General features: G+C 69.9%; 13 protein-coding genes. 8 read left to right on the forward strand and 5 right to left on the reverse strand.

Annotated features, from left to right (window positions below; all coding sequences use genetic code 11):
- Positions 1 to 6 precede the first annotated feature (6 nt).
- On the reverse strand, positions 7 to 1,101 hold the full coding sequence (locus tag K8638_RS31350) for an amidohydrolase family protein (RefSeq protein ID WP_223758348.1): 1,095 nt from the start codon (positions 1,099 to 1,101) through the stop codon (positions 7 to 9).
- A 294-nt stretch (positions 1,102 to 1,395) separates the two neighbouring features.
- On the opposite strand from K8638_RS31350, the gene glsA reads away from it, so the two are divergent.
- Entirely contained in the window at positions 1,396 to 2,463 is a 1,068-nt protein-coding gene (gene glsA, locus K8638_RS31355) for a glutaminase A (protein ID WP_223758349.1), read from the forward strand.
- Positions 2,464 to 2,467: 4 nt separating this feature from the next.
- Here glsA and K8638_RS31360 read toward each other — a convergent pair whose 3' ends face one another.
- The gene (locus tag K8638_RS31360) at positions 2,468 to 3,694 is read right to left on the reverse strand and encodes a DcaP family trimeric outer membrane transporter (RefSeq protein ID WP_223758372.1); all 1,227 of its coding nucleotides are present in this window, start codon (positions 3,692 to 3,694) and stop codon (positions 2,468 to 2,470) included.
- Between the two features lie 304 nt (positions 3,695 to 3,998).
- Between K8638_RS31360 and K8638_RS31365 the strand changes: the two genes are divergently transcribed.
- The gene (locus tag K8638_RS31365) at positions 3,999 to 4,580 is read left to right on the forward strand and encodes an Imm52 family immunity protein (protein WP_370644154.1); all 582 of its coding nucleotides are present in this window, start codon (positions 3,999 to 4,001) and stop codon (positions 4,578 to 4,580) included.
- A gap of 604 nt (positions 4,581 to 5,184) precedes the next feature.
- Here the strand turns inward: K8638_RS31365 and K8638_RS31370 are convergent.
- Positions 5,185 to 6,102: a DUF2381 family protein gene (locus K8638_RS31370; protein WP_223758351.1), complete on the reverse strand. Its 918-nt coding sequence runs from the start codon at positions 6,100 to 6,102 to the stop codon at positions 5,185 to 5,187.
- 95 nt (positions 6,103 to 6,197) lie between these two features.
- The gene (locus K8638_RS31375) at positions 6,198 to 8,108 is read right to left on the reverse strand and encodes a serine/threonine-protein kinase (protein ID WP_223758352.1); all 1,911 of its coding nucleotides are present in this window, start codon (positions 8,106 to 8,108) and stop codon (positions 6,198 to 6,200) included.
- Positions 8,109 to 8,280: 172 nt separating this feature from the next.
- Here K8638_RS31375 and K8638_RS31380 point away from each other — a divergent pair, with 172 nt between their 5' ends.
- Complete coding sequence (locus K8638_RS31380; RefSeq protein WP_223758353.1) at positions 8,281 to 9,840, forward strand: hypothetical protein; 1,560 nt, start codon at positions 8,281 to 8,283, stop codon at positions 9,838 to 9,840.
- Between the two features lie 87 nt (positions 9,841 to 9,927).
- Here K8638_RS31380 and K8638_RS31385 read toward each other — a convergent pair whose 3' ends face one another.
- Complete coding sequence (locus K8638_RS31385) at positions 9,928 to 10,749, reverse strand: hypothetical protein (protein ID WP_223758354.1); 822 nt, start codon at positions 10,747 to 10,749, stop codon at positions 9,928 to 9,930.
- Between the two features lie 96 nt (positions 10,750 to 10,845).
- Between K8638_RS31385 and K8638_RS31390 the strand changes: the two genes are divergently transcribed.
- The 5 genes from K8638_RS31390 to K8638_RS31410 all read left to right on the forward strand — a co-directional run bounded on the left by K8638_RS31390 (position 10,846) and on the right by K8638_RS31410 (position 18,347).
- Positions 10,846 to 11,796 (forward strand): RimK family alpha-L-glutamate ligase, encoded by a 951-nt coding sequence (locus K8638_RS31390; protein ID WP_223758355.1) that lies wholly within the window; start codon positions 10,846 to 10,848, stop codon positions 11,794 to 11,796.
- Positions 11,797 to 12,033: 237 nt separating this feature from the next.
- Positions 12,034 to 14,388: a phosphoenolpyruvate synthase gene (ppsA, locus tag K8638_RS31395; RefSeq protein WP_370644152.1), complete on the forward strand. Its 2,355-nt coding sequence runs from the start codon at positions 12,034 to 12,036 to the stop codon at positions 14,386 to 14,388.
- Positions 14,389 to 14,416: 28 nt separating this feature from the next.
- Positions 14,417 to 16,294, forward strand: coding sequence for a GAF domain-containing sensor histidine kinase (locus tag K8638_RS31400; RefSeq protein WP_223758356.1), 1,878 nt, complete (start codon positions 14,417 to 14,419; stop codon positions 16,292 to 16,294).
- A complete protein-coding gene (locus tag K8638_RS31405; RefSeq protein ID WP_223758357.1) occupies positions 16,291 to 17,031 on the forward strand; it encodes a TVP38/TMEM64 family protein in 741 nt (246 codons plus the stop codon). Before K8638_RS31400 ends, K8638_RS31405 begins: the two co-directional genes overlap by 4 nt.
- 53 nt (positions 17,032 to 17,084) lie before the next feature.
- Positions 17,085 to 18,347, forward strand: a complete 1,263-nt coding sequence (locus K8638_RS31410) for a cytochrome-c peroxidase (protein WP_223758358.1) — start codon at positions 17,085 to 17,087, stop codon at positions 18,345 to 18,347.
- Positions 18,348 to 18,352 lie beyond the last annotated feature (5 nt).

Below are 18,352 nucleotides of genomic sequence, written 5' to 3' on the forward strand. Positions count from 1 at the left end.
GGCGCACTAGGGGGAAGCAGAGCGGTTGCGTTGGGAGCGCTCCCACGCGCGGACCTTCACCCGGGCCGCGTCGAACAGGCGCTCGTGATTGCCCTTGAGCAGCTTCTCGCGGACGTCCGGTGCCAGCAGCTCCAGCACCGGAGCGTACTGCTCGTAGACGCGCAGATAGTCGGCCTGGTTGGCGGGAGCGACCTCGTCGGTGCCGAAGAGGAAGCGGTCTGGATATCGGGTGATTGTCTCCGCCACCCGCCGTGTCGTCTCCGGAGTGGCCACGGCATACTTCGCGACCTCGCTCCAGGAGAAGTCCATGTGCACGTGGCGAAGCTCCGGGTCCGCGAGAATCTCCTCCACCAGCACGAGGTGATGGAGCACCGGACGCACGACCCGGCCGACGCCCAGGTGCGCCCAGATGATGGGGGTCTTCGGATGGCGCCGGAACAGGGCCTTGAGCTGCTCGAAGTGGACCGGCGCCTTCTCCCGCTCGGCGAAGGGCACGTCGATGTCGTTGTGGAGAATCACCAGCAGCCCCACCTCGCCCGCGAAGTCCAGGATGCGGTCGACGGCCGGGTCGGTCAGGCTGGCGACTTCGCCGGCGACCTTCGCCGACACGAACTCCTTGTGGATGGTGAACTCGCCGATGCCGCTGAACACACCGGGATAGAGCGTGAGCACCCGCCGGATGTGATCGACCGCGTACATGTCGGTGGGGTTGAAGCCGGTAATCATCGGGTCGAAACGCGCTCGCTGCTCCCTGGGCAGGGACAGATAGGCATTGGCGATGAACGCGTCGGTGAAGGAGTAGTAGTAGAGCGGTGCGTCGGTCTGCAGGTAGTAGGTGGGAGCGAACTCCCCGGAGACCCGATGGGACCACTGCTGCTGGAGGGGAATGCCAAACAGGGTGGCCCGGCCGACCTTGTTTCCCATCACCCGCAGCATGTCGCGGATGTCGGTGCCTTCCTGGACGTAGTTGGTCAGGTGCACGTGGGAGTCATTGAACAGGAAGGACCGCTGGGCGGTTTGTCCCGCGGCGCCCGTCGCCGCGAGCAGGCCGAGCGCGAGCCACGGGCCATGCACGTTCATCGAAATGGGCGCTCGCGGCATGGTGGGCCTCCGGCCAGGGGGAGCACGCTAGGCACGCCATTCCCACCGGACAATGCACCGCGGTGCCGGGGGATGACTCGCGGAAGACGAAGCGGGCGTGGGGGCGAATCCACGACACGCCAACGCATCGGATGGACGCCCTCTCGCGTCGCGGCCTTCGGGCCGGGCGCATGAGACACCCTCCCGAACGCTGTCCTCCCGAGGACATCGACCTACGATTTCCGCTGGAGGCTGTCGGAAACCGGAGGAATCCCCATGCGTGCAGGCAACCGCTCCAGCTGGAGAGCTCTACTCGTGGCAGTCGCCGTGCTGGCGGCGGCTGGTGCTTCGGCGCAGGCACCCGCGCAACCCACCACACGCCCTCGTCCCCCCCCGGCGGCCGGGCTCCCCACCGACGCGGAGCTCCAGTCGGCGATGCAGCGGGCCTATACGGCCAACAAGGGAGTCACCGAAGGCAAGAACGCCGACTACATCCCGGCGCTCGCCAAGGTGGACCCGAACCTGTTCGGGATTGCCATCCTCACCGTGGACGGACGCGTCTTCTCCATCGGAGATACCGGCCAGGCCTTCTCCATCCAGTCCATCTCCAAGCCCTTCGTGGCGGCGAAGCTGATGTCCGAGATGGGAATCCAGCAGGTGGAGGAGAAGCTGGGGGTGAACGCCACCGGCGAGGCCTTCAACTCCATCGAAGCCATCGAGCGGAACAAGGAGGCCAAGGATCCTCCCACCGGAAATCCCCTGGTGAACGCGGGAGCCATCGCCGCGGTGGGGAACCTGAAGGCGGCCAACGCCGATGCACGGTGGAGCAGCGTCCTGGACACCCTCGGCGCGTTCGCGGGGCGGAACCTCGTGATGGACCAGGAGATCTACAAGTCCGAGGCGGCGACCAACACCCGCAATCGCTCCATCGCGGATCTGCTCAAGGCGTATGAGGTGATTCCGGGCAACCCGGCGGAGGCGCTCGATGTCTACACGCGCCAGTGCTCGGTGGCGGTGAATGTGAAGGACCTGGCCATGATGGGGGCCACGCTCGCGACGGGCGGAGTCAATCCCCTCACCGGCAAGCGGGTGGTGAGCCCCGACGTGGCCGAGCGGACCCTCGCGTTGATGATGACCGCCGGGCTCTACGAGGACTCCGGCGCGTGGGCCTTCGAGGTGGGGGTGCCCGCCAAGAGCGGCGTGGGCGGCGGCATTGTCGCGGTGGTGCCGGGCAAGTATGCGGTGGCCGCGTTCTCTCCGCGCCTGGATGAGGCGGGCAACAGCGTGCGGGCGCAGAAGGCCATCGATTCCATCGTGGGCGAGCTCGGCGGCAGCGTCTTCCGCGTCGCGCAGCGTCCCTCGCCGGGTCCCACCCGGCGGTAGGCGGTCACTTCCCTTTCTGGAACTTGTGGCTGAACGAGTACTTCATCGAGAACTGCACGCGGTAGTCGTCGTAGGTCCACCCGTCCCGGAAGTTCCGGCGTTGGCCCCACTGGAACTCCGGACCGAAGAAGAAGTTCTCGTTGGGGTGGACCAGCACGTTCGCCAGGGCGTAGTGCCCCGCGCTGAAGGCCCTGTCGTTCTGGCCGTTCGAGTTGAGCACCTCCACGAACGAGTGCCCGAGCGTGCTGGTCAGCCACGAGTTCCAGGACAGGTCGAGGAAGGCGACCGTGCCCAGCACCTCCAGGCCCACGCCCTCCACGGGCCGGTCCGCATCCGCCGGGTTCGTCTTGACGGCGATGTCCGCCCCGGCGTCGTTCATGTAGTTCTCGATGGCGGAGCCGTAGACGACTTGAAGCTTGAGCACCGCCTGCAACCAGGGGAGCTTCAGGTTCGAGCTCAGGTTGGCGCCCCAGCCGACCACCTCTCCGGACAGGTCGAGCGCGTCGGTGCCCAGGTCGTCCCACTTGAGGTAGCGGAGGATTCCCGCCAGCTGCACATGGCCGAAGGCGCCGGTGTACCGGTAGTGGGCCACGAAGTCGGGAGCGGGAAAGCGCGGGGTGACGTCCTCCAGCTCGAGCCGCTGGGAGTAGTCGTCGACGTCCGCCGCGCCTCCCGGGCTCTCGACGGAAAGGTGCACCTGGTGGCCCATGCCCTGGAGCGGGCGCCAGCGGATCTGTGCATTCCGGAAGAACACCATCCCGTTGGGTCCCCAGTACTCGATGGAGTTGGGGAACACGTCGGGGTCCATGAACCCGCTCCAGGTCTGTCCCGCGCCGAACTGCCCCAGCTCGCCGAAGGCGTGCCGCAACCGGAAGGTGGTCTGCCCCGCGTCGTCGCCGACTCCGAACAACTCCGCCTCGAGGTGGACCTTCAAGTCGCCCAGCCCGGTGGGCAGCAGGCTCTTCATTCCGAACCGGCTCTGCCGGACGCCGAAGAAGAAGCGTCCCTCGCCGCCGAACTCGCCATCGAATGAGGGCAGCTTGGTGGGCCGCACGACGTCGAACCAGTCGGGGTCGATGGTCCCGAAGTTGTAGCCCGTGTCCGTCATCGCGAAGCCGAAGACTTCCAGGGAGGGCCCGGAAGGCTTCTCCTCGTCCTGCGCACCCGCCGGGAGTGCGTAGAGACACCACAACGCCAACAGCCCGCTGGCCGCGCGCCGCACGATTCGCATCACGGGTTCCTCCACGGTGGCGCGAGACTGGGGACGGGCCTCTCACCCGTCAATCAGACCCCTGGCGGCCCATGGCGCCGACCGCTTCGCAATGGACAGCGAGAGGGTGACAGTGTTCAGTAATGGCATACAGACGAGACGCTGTCTGTCTGGCCTGTATCTCATCGGATGATGGGTACACCCGGCAGGGCATGAGCAGACGGCCTGCTCATGAATCAGCACCGCCGGGCCCGCCGTACTTCTCCGTGCGCGCCTTGCCGACATTCATCCCCGGGCTCGCTGATAAGCAACCTGCGTGACCGACATGCCCAGCCCCCGTCCCCCCATTGAGACCTACTATGCCGGCGCCTACTGGGGCCCCCGGAAGGAGTCCCCTGAGGAGTGCGCCCGGCGCGCGGTGACGTTTCTCAATCTGCTGGCTTCGTGCGCCCCCCTGCTCGCCAGTTGGAACAAGATTCCCAAGCCGCGCGGCCGGGGCCGCAAGACGCCCCTCATGCCACCCGACTTCACTGCCCTCACCGAGGCGTTCCGGCGCGGCGTCAATCGGGAACCCGGGGGACCGGCCATCGAGCACCTGGGGCTGAGGGTCTCGGCCTACAATGATGGCACCCGTGATGACTTCGTTTCTCTGAGCATGCTCTGCGGCAGCTATGCGACAGGACGAACATCCAACGCGTGCGTGCTGAACCCGCCGTCAAGGGGGCCGAATGCGGAGCGCATCCTGAGCGCCCCCGTGCTGACTGCGGTGGTGCACAGTATGGCCATTGATTGGGAACCGGATTGGGCGGTGGCCATATCCCATGCGCATCGGGACGTCTTGGAAGCGGACGCCAAGGATGATGTCTGGACCGGCTGGGTGACGCGTTCGCCATCTACGACGTGCTGAACGAGGGCGCGCTTCCACAGGCCGGCGAGCCGGACATCGTCTCCAACGAGGCCCGGAAGGACCTGGCGTCCATCATCCAGGAGGCCATGAGGCACTGGCGGCCCAGATGGCGACATTCGAGACCGGGGGGCCGAGAAAGTCCCTGAAGCACCTGCCGCGCGCGGCTGCACCCGCCAGTGGAATGAACGTTCCTTCCACCGGGCGTCGCGTCCCCCTGGCCTGGGGGGGCAATGCTCCCCGGCCTGCTCTTTCTGGAGCGGAGCGTCCATTCCGGGGCCCTGCCGGTCCTCACCGCGCAAGGCCCCGCCTCCCGCCATGCCCGTCCCCGGGCTGCCCCTCCCTGGAACGGAACCTCCATTCCGGGGGACCTGCCGCCCTCACTGCCCAAGGCCCCGACTTCTCGCCATGCCCGTTCCCTGGCCGCCCCTCCCTGGAACGGAGCCTCCATTCCGGGGAACCTGCCGGGCTCGCACTGCCCAAGGCCCCCATCTTCCCTCCATGCCGCGCCCCGGGCCGCGCATGTCTGGAATGGAAGTTCCGTTCCGCGCGGGCCTGCCAGGCTCCCGCCGATCACGGGCGGCCCCTCGACCGTCACGAACGGTGCTCACAGGAACGTCACGTTGCTGAGGGTAACGGGGGGACGACCATCCTCGCCCCACAGCGTGAGGACGAAGGGGACGTGAGCCACGTTCTTCGTCGAGTCCGCCTCCACGATGACGCGGCGTGCCGCCCCGGTGGACACGGAATCGTCCTGCCACACCGACAGCACTGTGAGCTCCTCACCTGCCCCGCTTCGCAGCCTCGCTCTCTCCGCGTTCCAGGGGCCTGCTCCTTCGGAGACCTCCAGCCACAACTCCACCGCCACACGCCTGGCGGAGCGGTAGCTCCAGGCGGTTCGCACCTCGAGAGCTTCCCCAGGCTGCGGGAGGTCGCCCCCTGTGAGCTCCCGCGCGGCCACACCCTCGCCGTCCATGTGCCCAGCGGCAATCAGCGCCGAGAGTCCTCCGGGGTGTTTCCGCCCGGCGTGCAGACGGTCCATCTGCTCATGGCACTCCCGGATCCGCGCGTCCTTCTCCCTCAACTCGGCTCGCAGAGACTCGGAGGGACGCCGCTGCCGGTAGACCTCCACCTGCCGCTCGGCCTCGGCCGCATGCACCACGAGCGTGAAGGTGACGCTGGCAGGCTCTACATCCCCTTTGAAGGGCACCGTCAGCCGAAGGCGCTGTCCGGGAACGGCCTTCTCCGAGGGCACGAGGAGAATCGACTCATCCGCGATGGACACCCACGGTCGCTCGCGCCCTTGCAGCGTCACGGTTTCCCTGTCGATGACCGCGCCGTGAAAGCGGAACGCGGTGGTCAGCCCCGGACGGATGACCACCTCATGCGCGGGGTGGTCCCCATCCTCCGCCAGCTCGATGTGGCGGACTCCAGGAGCCTCAGGCACCGGAGTCGGCTGCGCGGCGGCGGAGCCCCCCACGAGGAGGGCGAGGAGTAGGAGCATGGTGGCAGTCGGCTGGAGCACGCGAGGTGACCTCCTGGGTGGCTTCCGTGGCGCCCGCTCCTACCACTCCCCCCGCTCGACGTCGTGCCTCCACCGCCGACGTCTCCGGCCCGCCTTCACTCGAAGCGGTCGACCGCCCTTACACTTCCGACACTGAAGACCCGAGCGGTATCGGGGCCTCCGCCCGGCTGGCGAATGAAGCCGCGGTTCTTGTCGTTGCCAAGCAGCTGCATACAGACCGGGATGCGCTCCCCATCCGGCGTGAGCGCCTCCGTCATGCGACCGTACACGCGCGTCTCCCCGATGATGAGCCGTCCACGGAGGCGCGTGGGTGACTTCATCTTGTACCAGTAGCCCACCACCTCGACCTCGGTGTAGCCCTCGCGCACGGTGATGTACTCGCGCCGCGTCCCGGGGAAGTCCACGGGGTGGATGTTGCCAACGATGATGCCGAGCTTCTCCATGGCCGCCTCCGCCCCCGGAGGACAACTCTCGGACGGAGGCTCCGCGCGCACGGGGGCGCTGGTGCAGGACAGCGCCGCGGACGTGGCGCCCACGCAGAGCGCCTTGCCCACGGAGCCCAGGCCCGGAGTCTTGCGCGGAGTGGCGGGGATGGAAGGTGCGGTGGCCAGCTTCTTCTTCACGGGAGCCTCGTCCTCGACGAGCGTCGCGGGAGCGGCGACGGCCGCAGGGGTGGGGGCCGCCGGAGGCGGAGCTGCGGCGGCGGCAGTCTCGGAGGGCTCCACCTCCCGCGCCACTTCATGGCCCACGGCCTCGGGAGGTCCTCCGGCCACAATGGCCACCAACGAAGCGACGGGCTCTTCCACCACGGGAGACAATGGCCACCCGCTCACCGCTGAAGCCCCCAGGCCTGCGACGGCCAGCGCCACCACGAGGACAGCGGGCGAAAGCCCTCCCCGCCTCCGCGCCCCACGCGAGCCCGGAGCCGGCACCGCCCGCGGGCGCCTCCAATGGGGCCGAGACTGGGACAGGACAGGCCCCAGCACCAGCCCGCGGGGAGCCGGCGTCGTCGACCGCGTCGGCCCCTCGGGCAGCCGGATGCGCCGCCGCGCGGCTCCAGCCTCGTCCAGCGCGTCCTCCCATTCGAACAGACTCCGCTCCCACTCCTCGCGATGGCCAAGGGCCACCGCCGCCACGAGCGCCGCATGCACCTCGTGGCCGGACTGGAACCGCGCCTCCGGCTTCTTCGCGAGCAACCGCAGGATGATGTCGCTGAGCGCACGGGGCACCCGGCGGTTGAAGTCCGCGGGCGCGGCCGGCATCACGCTCTCCATCTCCAGGTAGAGCAGGTCCACCGGCAGCTCGGGCGAGAACGGCCAGTGGCCCGTCACCAGACGGTAGAGGCTGACGCCCAGCGCGTGAAGGTCATCGGTGGCCCGGGCCTCGTAGCGGGCACCGGGGCGCTTGTGGTGGGTGCGAAGGAAGCGCACCGCCTCGGGGCTGAGCAGGTGCACGGTGGCCGGAGGCAGCACCGAGGTCGTGACGGTGTCCGCGCCCGCATACCGGCCCACGCCGAAGTCGAGCAGCATCGGCTCGCCGTCCTTCTCACGGATGAGGACGTGCTCGGGCTTGAAGTCACGGTGCAGCACACTCCGGTCGTGCAGCGCCCCGAGCGCCAGGGCCACCTTGCCAAGCGTCTCCGCGAGCTGCCGGGCGGTGGGGTTCACCGTCTCCACCCAGGTGTGCAGCGCCGGGCCCGGCACCCAATCCATGACGAAGTAGAGGTACCCGGTCCTCGGGTGCGGCCACCGTCCGGAGGCATGAAGCCGCACCACGTTCGGGTGGATGCCCCGGGTCATGAGCAGGTGCACCTCCCGCTCGGCGCGCTCATCCTCCCGCCGCAGCGCCAGCTTCAGCGCGTAGAAGTCCCCGGGACGGGTCATGTCCTCCACGCGGTAGACGGCCCCGTAGCCGCCCACGCCCAGCCGCTCCACCACGCGCCAGGAGCCCACCTCCGTCCCGGGCCCGAGCGCCCCGGGGCGCACCTGCCAGTCTTCCGCGTGCATGGGCATCCAACCTTCAACCTTCATCCGAACGTGGTGAACCTATCAGGTTGATGCCCATTCCAGGGCAGCCCGCCCAGGACTGCCCCCTCGCAACCGAGCCTCTGTCTCGCATATAAAATTGGCGCACAATCAAAAACAGGACTGGAAGCCACAGCCCTGGAAAGGTCTCCGAATGCGCCTGGCGTCTTCCCGCACCCGCGTCCCCTGGTTCCTGGGCGCCTGTCTCCTGCTCGGCGGTCCCCCGGCGCTCGCGCAGGAGCAGCAGGAGAAGGCCTCCGGCGCCTATCTCTCCGCGATGACCGGGCCTCTGGAGCGAGTGGAGGCCACCGCCGAGGAACTGGGCATCCCGCTGCCGTCCTTCCTCCGCCGCGAGTTCATCGAGGGCGACCTGCCCTTCCTCGGGCCCGGGAGCCTGCGCGCCGCGGGCTCGCTCGGCATGTGGATGGGCCCCACCGAGCCCGGGGCGGACTCGCCCAACGCCACCATGCTCTTCCCTCTCAAGCCGGGCGTCGCGCCGCTGCGGGACTTCCTGGACCGCGGCGCCCGGCGCCTCTCCCCCAAGTCCGACACCGTGGAGCGCGGGGGCTATTTCTTCCGCCGCACCGAGGGCTTCCTGCTCATGGGGGCCAGCAAGGTGGACATCACCACCGTGGACCCGGAGGCCGTCGGCAAGCGCCTGGGCGCCCCGGGCGTGCTCGCCGAGGTCGACCTCGACCTCGACCGCTGGCGGACCACGGACCCGGCGAGCTTCCGGCAGATGCTGAGCCAAGGCGACCCCTCCGACGGGGCCGGCAACGCCGAGGCGCTCGGCAATGCCATAGGCACACGCCTCATCGAGAAGCTGGTGGACCGCGTGCACCTCACCGTCATGGACGCCGCGCCCACTCCCGCGTTGCGTCTGCGCGTCGCGCTCGAGCCGCTCGCCCCGGAGGAGGCCGCCCCCTTCCCCAGGCCCTCCTTCCCGCGCACGAGCGTGGGCCGTGTCGACATCACCTACGCGTCCACGGAGACGTCGCGGTGGATGCTGGGATTGACGGATGACCTCCTGGATGCAGTCGAGAAGGACAATGGCTTCGCCGACGCCGCGAAGGCGGGCATCCGCCCCGACCAGATGCGCGCCCTCTTCAAGGAGCTCTTTGGAGTGTTCTGGGTGGCCGACTCCCTCTCCATGGCGGTGGAGCCGTCCGGGAGCGGGTTCATCTACCACCAGGTCAATCAGTACCGGCAGCCCGCCGACTTCACCGCGCGGCTGAACACCGTGCTCAAGGGCTTCAGGGACGCGGACAAGAAGGCCATCCGCCGGAACAAGAAGCTCTTCGCGAGCACCACGTACACCGCGGGTGGCGCCCGCATCACCCGGGTCGCGCTTCCGGACAACCTCAACCTCGACTTCGTCGACTCCGGCACGATGGTTCGCATCACCGTCGCGCAGGACAAGGAGCGCCATCTCCCCGCCCTGCTCAACGCACCTTCCGAGGGGAGCATCGCGTCCATCTTCTCCGGCAGCGTGGACACGGGCGCACTGCTCGCGGCCTTCCCGGAGGCGCGCAAGGGTCTGCCTCCGGCGCTGGCCCTCACGCTCGACTCCCTGCGCGGTCAGCTCATCTCCTGGAATACCCGTCCCGAGGGCAAGGCCGCCGTCATGGAGCTGGAGGTCCCCAAGCAGCTCATCCAGGCCGTATTCCGGCGCGGGCACGGCGCGGAGCCCAGCACCTCGTCGCCCGTCCCGTAGCGTCCGGTCCGGGGCCCCATACGGAAGAAGGGCCGGCCGCCTCGTGGCAACCGGCCCTTCTCATGCTGGCGCCGATACGCGGCTCAGCTACTTCGAACCACCCTCCTCGCCGACGGCCAGGGTCGTGATGCCGCCACCCGGAGGAGGCTTCGTGCCACCCTCCTCGCCGACGGCGAGCGTCGTGACTCCGCCGCCCGGAGGAGGCTTCGTGCCACCCTCCTCGCCGACGGCGAGCGTCGTGACTCCGCCGCCCGGAGGAGGCTTCGTCCCGCCTTCCTCGCCGAGCGCCTTGGTGGTGACTCCACCGCCCGGAGGAGGCTTCGTGCCGCCCTCTTCACCCACCGCGAGCGTCGTAACGCCGCCACCCGGGGGAGGCTTCGTCCCACCCTCCTCGCCAAGCGCCTTCGTGGTGACACCGCCACCCGGAGGAGGCTTCGTGCCACCCTCTTCACCCACCGCGAGCGTCGTGACACCGCCGCCCGGAGGAGGCTTCGTCCCGCCTTCCTCGCCAAGCGCCTTGGTGGTGATGGGCGGCTTGGTGCCCCCCTCTTCGCCGACGGCCATCGTCGTGATGGGCGGCTTGGTACCCCCACCCTCCTCACCGAGTGCCTTCGTCGTCACCGGAGGCTTCGTTCCGCCCTCCTCGCCGAGCGCCTTCGTCGTCACCGGAGGCTTCGTCCCGCCCTCCTCGCCAGTCGCCTGCGTCGTCACCGGAGGCTTCGTCCCGCCCTCCTCACCGAGCGCCTTCGTGGTGATGGGCGGCTTGGTGCCTCCACCCTCCTCACCGAGCGCCTTCGTGGTGATGGGTGGTTTGACACCCCCGCCCGGAGGCTTGATGCCGCCACCCCGGGTCGGTGGCTTGGGCATCTCGTACTTGATGAACGACGGCCCCTTGGAAATCTTGCTCACGGAATGCCCCCTCTGCGGACACCTGGATTGTCGTCCGCCGGCCATTGTAGTTGCCTGGAAAAGCAGCGGAACCTCTGCCCCCCTGGGGGAGTGACCTTGAGAATCGGCATCTTCGGTGACGGCAATGACCCGCAGTGCGCGGCGGTTGCACACGAGGCGGGAGTCCTGGGCGCGGAGGCGGTCGTCATCGACAGCGAGGCGCTCGACCACGGCTGGCCGCTGTCCATGAAGGACGACGAGACGTACTACCTCGGGCAGCGCGTGGACGACCTGCGGGGCTTCTACCTGCGCTTCGTCCCCGCCCCCTTCGTCCCCGCCCTGGAGCACGACGGCGAGCTGGTGCTCTACGAGGACTGGCACACCCACTTCATGCAGACCCGAGAGCGCGCCTCGTACTTCGTGGCGTGGCTGCTGAAGCTGGCCCACCAGGGCGTCTCGCTGGTCAACGGGCCGCACGCCGCCAGCGTCATGCAGTACAAGCCCTTCCAGCTCCACGCGCTGCGCAGCCTGGGAGCGCGCGTGCCGCGCACGCTCATCTCCAATGACCCGGCCGCCATCCGCGCCTTCCACGCCGAGGTGAAGGACGTCATCTTCAAGCCCATCATGGGCGGCGCCGTCACGCGGAGCCTCGACGCCGAGGCGCTGGAGCGGCTGGAGGAAGTCACCACCTCGCCCGTCATCTTCCAGGAGCGCGTCCGCGGGGACGACCTGCGCGTCATGCTGGTGGGCGACGAGGTGGTGTCGTGCGTGGCCATCGACACGCCCGAGCAGCACCTCGACTTCCGGGCGGACCCTGTCTACAGCGGTGGCAACGCGGCCTACCGCGAGGTGCCGCTGCCCGAGCCCGTGAAGCAGTTCTGCCGGAGCGCGGCGCGCGCCTGCGGCCTCACCTTCGCCGGCATCGACATCAAGCACCACGGCGACGACTACGTCTTCCTGGAGCTCAACAGCTCGCCCATCTACCTCGACGTGGAGCTGAAGCTGGGGCACCCCATCAGCCGCGCCATCGCGAAGGCCGTGGTGGAGGGCGTGCGCGTGGCGCGGTAGAGCCCGCCCCTCGCGGCGCGATGTTCGCCACGGAGCAGCCGTGCGCCCCCGTGGCCGCCACTCCAGGACACATGCCCGCCGGAGCAATTGCGCGAACAGCGCCCCGGGTCCGAAATTGCCCTCGGAGGCAGGCAGGTGCCTCGAACCCGGGGGTGAGCCCCTGCGAGCGGCCGTCGTCCGCGGGGGCGGCCCGGCCGGGCGGAACGCGGGGGCAACGCCCCGCGAAGGAGCACGGCCATGCAGACGACGTCGACCCCGAGGAACGGTCCTTCGGCGGAGGGTGGCCCGGGAATGGCCGCGCTCTCCCAGCGGGAGGCGCCCCCGGCCCTCATCCTCTGGTTCGAATCCCTGTCGCGTGGCGACACGCCCGTCGCCGGCGGCAAGGGCGCCAACCTGGGCGAGCTGACAAGAGCCGGCCTGCCCGTCCCCCGGGGCTTCGTCATCACCGCCGCCGCCTTCCGGGCCTCCATGGAGTCCGTCCGCTCCCAGTTGTCGGAGCTCTGGCACCGCATCGACCCGGATGACCCGGAGTCGCTCGCCGCGAACTCCGAGGCGCTGAAGCAGTGCGTGTGCCAGGTGGAAATCCCCGCGCCCGTGCGTGCGGCCATCCTGTCCGCCTACCGCCAGCTCGGGAAGGAGCGGGCCGTCGCCGTCCGCTCGTCCGCCACCTCCGAGGACACCGCCGCCACCTCGTTCGCCGGCATGCACGAGACGTACACCAACGTCGCCGGGGACGAGGCCGTGCTGGACCGGGTGCGCGAGTGCTGGAGCTCCGCCTACGGCCAGCGCGTGGTGGCCTACCGCCGCAGCCAGGGCATGTCCGAGGAGCCCACCCTCGCCGTGGTGGTGCAGGAGATGGTGGACTCGTCTCGCTCGGGGGTGCTGTTCACCGTGGACCCATCCACGGGGAACCGGGACCGGCTCGTCATCGAGGGCGCCTTCGGACTCGGCGAGGTCGTCGTCGGTGGGCAGGTGGAGCCCGACACGTACGTGGTGGACAAGCGGCGCCTGCGCATCCTGGAGGCCCGTATCGGCCACAAGGACTTCAAGATTGTCCGCGAGAGCCACGGGAAGGAGCGCCGCGTCGACCTGTCCCCCGAGGAGGCCGGGCGCCGGGTGCTGACGGACGAGGAGATACTCGAGCTGGCGCGGCTGGGGCAGCGCGTGGAGCAGCACTACGGCTCGCCCCAGGACGTGGAGTGGGCGGAGTCGGGCGGACGCATGTACCTCGTCCAGTCGCGCCCCATCACCACGCTGGTGGAGGAGGCGGTGACGCCGAAGAAGCCGGCCGAGGTGAAGGGCCCGGCGCTCGTCACGGGCCTGGGGGCTTCGCCGGGTGTCGTGTCCGGCCAGGTGCGCGTGCTGCACCGGCCCGAGGAGGGGCGGCACCTGCGGCAGGGAGAGATTCTCGTCGCGCCGATGACGTCTCCGGACTGGGTGCCCACGCTCCGCCGCTCCGCCGCCATCATCACCGACAGCGGCGGCATGACGTGCCACGCCGCCATCGTCAGCCGCGAGCTGCGCATTCCCTGCGTGGTGGGGACGCGCTCGGCCACGCGGGTGCTGCGCGACGGCGAGGACGTGACGGTGGACGGGAGCACCGGCCAGGTCCGCGCGGGGCTGGAGGCGGCGAGGCAGGCCCCCGTGCAGGCCGCCCCGTCCCGGGCCCCCGTGGCCACGGAGCCCGAGCCGCTCGCCACCCGGCTCTACGTCAACCTGGCCATGCCCGGGCAGGCGAAGGAGGTGGCGGCGCTCCCGGTGGACGGCGTGGGGCTCTTACGCGCCGAGTTCATGCTCACCGACGCGCTCGCGGGCGTGCACCCCAAGCGGCTGCTGGCCCTGGGCCGGCGCCAGGAGTTCGTGGACAAGCTGGCCGGCTCGCTCCTGGACATCACCCGCGCCTTCCGTCCGCGCCCCGTCATCTACCGGACGACGGACTTCCGCACCAACGAGTTCCGCGGGCTGGAGGGCGGCGCCGAGTACGAGCCCACCGAGGCCAACCCGATGATTGGCTACCGCGGCTGCTACCGGTACCTCCGTGAGCCGGAAATCTTCCAGCTCGAGCTGGAGGTGCTCGCCCGGGTGCGCGAGGAGACGCCCAACCTGCACGTGATGATTCCCTTCGTGCGCACGAAGTGGGAGCTGGAGGCGTGCCTGGAGGCCATGGACCGGAGCCCGCTGGGGCGGCAGCGGGGCTTGCAGCGCTGGGTGATGGCGGAGGTGCCCTCCGTCGTCTACCGCATCCCCGAGTACGCGAAGCTGGGCATCACCGGCGTGTCCATCGGCTCCAATGACTTGACGCAGCTCATGCTGGGGGTGGACCGGGACTCGGAGCTGTGCGCGGAGCTGTTCGACGAGTCGGACGCGGCGGTGCTGGACGCCATCATCCACATCATCCGGGCCAGCCGCGAGGCCGGCCTCACCGCGTCCCTCTGCGGCCAGGCGCCGTCCAACCGCCCCGAGTTCGCCGAGCACCTGGTGCGCGCGGGCATCACCTCCATCTCCGTGGACCCGGGAGCGGTGGAGGCGGCACGGCGGGTCATCGCGGCGGCGGAGCGGCGGCTGCTGCTGGAGGCCGCGCGGGCGCGGTAGGCAGGCTCACCTGGGGGACGGAGCTCGCATGACGACGACGGCTTCAGGGAGCGCCTCCGTTGTCCGGCTCGTGCGGGTGCTCGGCAGGCTGGGGCCCGCCGCCACCGGGCTCGCCTTCCTGCTGGGGGTGGCCGGGCTGCTGGTCTGGAGCCTGGATGACGCGCGCCTCATCCGGGCCACGCTCGCGGCCTCGGTCCTCCTGCTCCTCGCGCTGGCGCTCTTCCTGGGGGTGGCCACGCGCCATGCCATCCTCCTCGCCCGGCTGGAGGACGAGGCGCTGCGCGCCAGCGAGGAGCGCTTCCGCACCGCGTTCGAGGACGCCCCCATCGGCATGGCCCTGGTCGGACTGGACGGCCGCTTCCTCAACGTGAACGGCGCCATGTGCGGCATCGTCGGCTACACGCCGAAGGAGCTCCTCGCCCGGACGTTCCAGGACATCACCTGGCCGGAGGACCTGGAAGCGGACGTGTCGAACGTGCAGCGGCTGCTCCGGGGGGAAATCAGCTCGTACCAGTCGGAGAAGCGCTACACCCACAAGCAGGGCCACCCCGTGAGCGCCCTGCTGACGGGCTCGGTGGTACGCGACTCCCGGGGCACGCCGCTCTACCTCATCGGGCAGGTGCAGGACATCACCGAGCGCAAGCAGTTCGAGAAGGCGCTGCACTTCCTCGCCGAGGCGGGGCCGCGGCTCGCCAGCTCTCTGGACCCCCGGACGACGCTCGCCAACGTGGCACGGCTCGCCGTCCCCGCGCTGGCGGACGGCTGCGTGGTCGGCCTCCTGGACGAGCGCGGGCGGCTCCACTCCAAGGAAGGCGTGGCGGCCTCGCCGGAGCAGTCGCGGTTGCTGGACGAGATGCTCGCCTCCTACCCCAAGGACGCGTTTCGCCCGGGGAGCCTCATGGCCGGCCCGCTCCGGTCGGGCCAGTCCTCCCTGCGCACGGAGTTCACCGCGGCCGCGCTCGAGGCGATGGCCGAGGATGAGCAGCACCTGGGGCTGCTCCGCCGCCTCGCGCCCCTGTCCAGCATCGTCGTGCCCCTCCACGCCCGCGGGCGCATCCTCGGCGCGGTCATCCTCTGGACCACCGAGTCCTCAGGGCGGCGTTACGGCCCCCATGACCTGTCCCTGGCCGAGGCGCTCGCCAGCCGCGCGGCGCTCGCCATCGACAATGCCCGCCTGCACGAGAAGTCCGAGCAGGCGACGCGCACCCGCGACGAGGTGCTGCGCGTCGTCGCCCACGACCTCCGCACGCCCCTCAACGTCATCGGCCTGAGCGCCGGTACGCTGTTGAGGCGCCTGCCCGAGTCGCGGGCCACCGACACGAAACCGCTCGAGTCCATCCGCAAGGCGGTACGCCAGGCGAACCGGCTCATCCAGGACCTGCTGGACGTAGCCCGGATGGAAGCGGGCCGTCTCACGGTGGAACGCCGCCCGCTGGACGCCGCGTCACTCGTCAGGGAGGCCACCGAGCTGCACCGCGCGCTGGCGGAGGCGAAGTCCATCCAGCTCACGGCCGACGTCCCGGAGGACGCTCCCGCCGTCTTCGCGGACCAGAACCGCGTGCTCCAGATTCTCTCCAACCTGCTCGGCAACGCGCTCAAGTTCACTCCCGAGGGCGGGCGCATCTCCGTCCGGGCCGTGGCCGAGGGAGGCCTGATGCGGTTCTCCGTGAGGGACACGGGCGTCGGGATTCCCTCGGCGGTCCTCCCCCACCTCTTCGAGCCCTTCTGGCAGGCCCAGGCAGGGACGTCGGAGGGCGCGGGCCTGGGGCTCCCCATCGCGAAGGGCCTGGTCGAGGCCCATGGCGGCAGCTTCTGGGTGGAGAGCAGCCCCGGCCTGGGAAGCACCTTCTCCTTCACGCTCCCCACCCTGCCGCCGGCCGAGCAGCAGCTCACGTACCACGCATGAGCAGGGAGCCACCCCACAAGCACCACGGGCTCGGCACCGGGACGCATGAGCTTCCGGTCTCCTGGGGCCGGGTGCTCATGCTGGCGCTGCTGCTCGCCGGCCTCGTCGTCCTCGCCTCCTCGGAGGCGTTCCAGTCCGTCCTCCGCCGGGTCCTCTCCGCGGCCGCGCCCGTCATCTCCGAGCACCCCTTCTGGGGCGCGCTCCTCTTCATCTTCCTGTCCGCGCTGTCGGCGATGCTGGCCTTCTTCTCCAGCGCGCTGCTGATTCCGGTGGCCCTCCAAGTCTGGGGGAAGACGCTCTGCGTGCTGTTTCTCTGGGTGGGGTGGATGCTCGGGGGCGCCGCCGCCTATGGCATCGCCCGCTGGTGGGGCCGGCCCGTCATCCGCGGGCTGACCTCCACGAAGCTGCTCTCCCGCTACGAGGAGCGCATCTCCCGGCAGACCCCGCTGGGCGTGGTGTTCCTCTTCCAGCTCTCGGTCCCCTCGGAGATTCCCGGCTACGTGCTGGGCCTGGCGCGCTACGGGCTGCGGCGCTACCTGCTCGTGCTCGCGCTGGCGGAGCTGCCGTACGCGGTGGGCACCGTCTACCTGGGCGCCAGCTTCCTGGAGCAGCACACCGCCGTGCTGGTGGGGCTGGGCGTGGCGGGCATCCTCCTCGGCATCTGGGCCTTTCACGTCCTGCGCAGGCGGCTCGGGCCGACGCCCACCCATGAACGGAGAGGCCCACCGCGGGGGTAATGGCCGCCGCGGTGGGTGCCGCCCAACATCCCGCCTCCCCCCTCGGAGGCGTCATGGCCCGTACGCGTTATTGGTACCCACTGCTGCTCACCCTTGGCGCCCTGGGCTGCGCCAGGGACAGGTCCCCCCCCCAGAAGGTGGAGGCGCGCCCCCAGCAGGTGCCCCCCTTGCAGGTCGCGCTCACTCCCATCGAACAGCTCGGCAGGAACATCTTCTTCGACACCAACCTGTCGGAGCCTCCAGGCCAGTCCTGCGCCGTGTGCCACGGAGAAGAGACGGGGTGGACGGGGCCCGATGAAGAGCTCAACAAGACGGGCTCCGTGTACGAGGGCGCTGTCCCGGGCCGCTTCGGCAACCGCAAGGCCCCATCCATCGCCTACCTCGCCCGGACGCCAGTGCTGAACATGGACTCCTCGAAGCGCCCGGACTTCACCGGAGGACTCTTCTGGGACGGCCGCGCCACCGGCGAGCGCCTGGGTCCCCTGGTGGAGCAGGCGCAGGGCCCGTTCCTCAACCCGGTGGAGCAGAACCTTCCGAGCCCCGAGGCGGTGGTCAACAGGGTGTGTGTCTCGTCCTACGCGGAGCTCTTCAAGCAGGTGTTTGGCGACGTGTGCGGCGACCCGGCTCGAGCCTATGACGACATCGGCCGCGCCATCGCCGCATGGGAGTCCTCCGCCGAGGTGAACCCCTTCTCCTCCAAGTACGACGCATACCTGGCGAAGAAGGTGGACCTCACGGACCAGGAGAAGCGCGGGCTGCAGCTCTTCAAGGGCAAGGCCCGCTGCGACGCCTGCCACCCGAGCACGCCCGGTCCCCAGGGCGAGCCGCCGCTGTTCACCGACTTCACCTACGACAACCTCGGCGTCCCCCGGAACCCGGACAACCCCTGGTACGGCCAGACGGAGTTCAACCCGGCCGGGGCCGCGTGGGATGACCCGGGCCTGGGCGGCTTCCTTCGGGAGCGTCCCGAGTACCGGAGCATGGCGCGAGCCAACCTCGGCAAGTTCCGCGTCCCCAGCCTGCGCAACGCGGACAAGCGGCCCCGGCCGGACTTCGTGAAGTCCTACGGACATAACGGCTACTTCAAGAGCCTCCAGGACGTGGTGCACTTCTACAACACGCGGGACACGCTCCCGCTGTGCGCGGGCGGCCCCCAGGAGGTCCCCGGCCGGGACTGCTGGCCCGAGCCGGAAGTGGGGCTCAACCTCAACGTGGCGGAGATGGGAGACCTCGGCCTCACCGAGGAGGAAGAGGCCGCCATCGTCGCCTTCCTCCAGACGCTCACGGACGGCTTCACGCCGCCCCCCGCGCCCTGAACGGC

It is taken from the genome of Myxococcus sp. RHSTA-1-4 (genome assembly GCF_020037125.1).
Classification (GTDB): Bacteria; Myxococcota; Myxococcia; order Myxococcales; family Myxococcaceae; genus Myxococcus.

Bases quoted from the DNA above. Each gene is read 5' to 3' on its own strand.
- K8638_RS31350 (WP_223758348.1), bottom strand. From the start codon at position 1,101: ATGCCGCGAGCGCCCATTTCGATGAACGTGCATGGCCCGTGGCTCGCG.
- K8638_RS31360 (WP_223758372.1), bottom strand. From the start codon at position 3,694: ATGCGAATCGTGCGGCGCGCGGCCAGCGGGCTGTTGGCGTTGTGGTGT.
- K8638_RS31365 (WP_370644154.1), top strand. From the start codon at position 3,999: ATGCCCAGCCCCCGTCCCCCCATTGAGACCTACTATGCCGGCGCCTAC.
- K8638_RS31375 (WP_223758352.1), bottom strand. From the start codon at position 8,108: ATGCACGCGGAAGACTGGCAGGTGCGCCCCGGGGCGCTCGGGCCCGGG.
- K8638_RS31380 (WP_223758353.1), top strand. From the start codon at position 8,281: ATGCGCCTGGCGTCTTCCCGCACCCGCGTCCCCTGGTTCCTGGGCGCC.
- ppsA (WP_370644152.1), top strand. From the start codon at position 12,034: ATGCAGACGACGTCGACCCCGAGGAACGGTCCTTCGGCGGAGGGTGGC.
- K8638_RS31400 (WP_223758356.1), top strand. From the start codon at position 14,417: ATGACGACGACGGCTTCAGGGAGCGCCTCCGTTGTCCGGCTCGTGCGG.
- K8638_RS31405 (WP_223758357.1), top strand. From the start codon at position 16,291: ATGAGCAGGGAGCCACCCCACAAGCACCACGGGCTCGGCACCGGGACG.
- K8638_RS31410 (WP_223758358.1), top strand. From the start codon at position 17,085: ATGGCCCGTACGCGTTATTGGTACCCACTGCTGCTCACCCTTGGCGCC.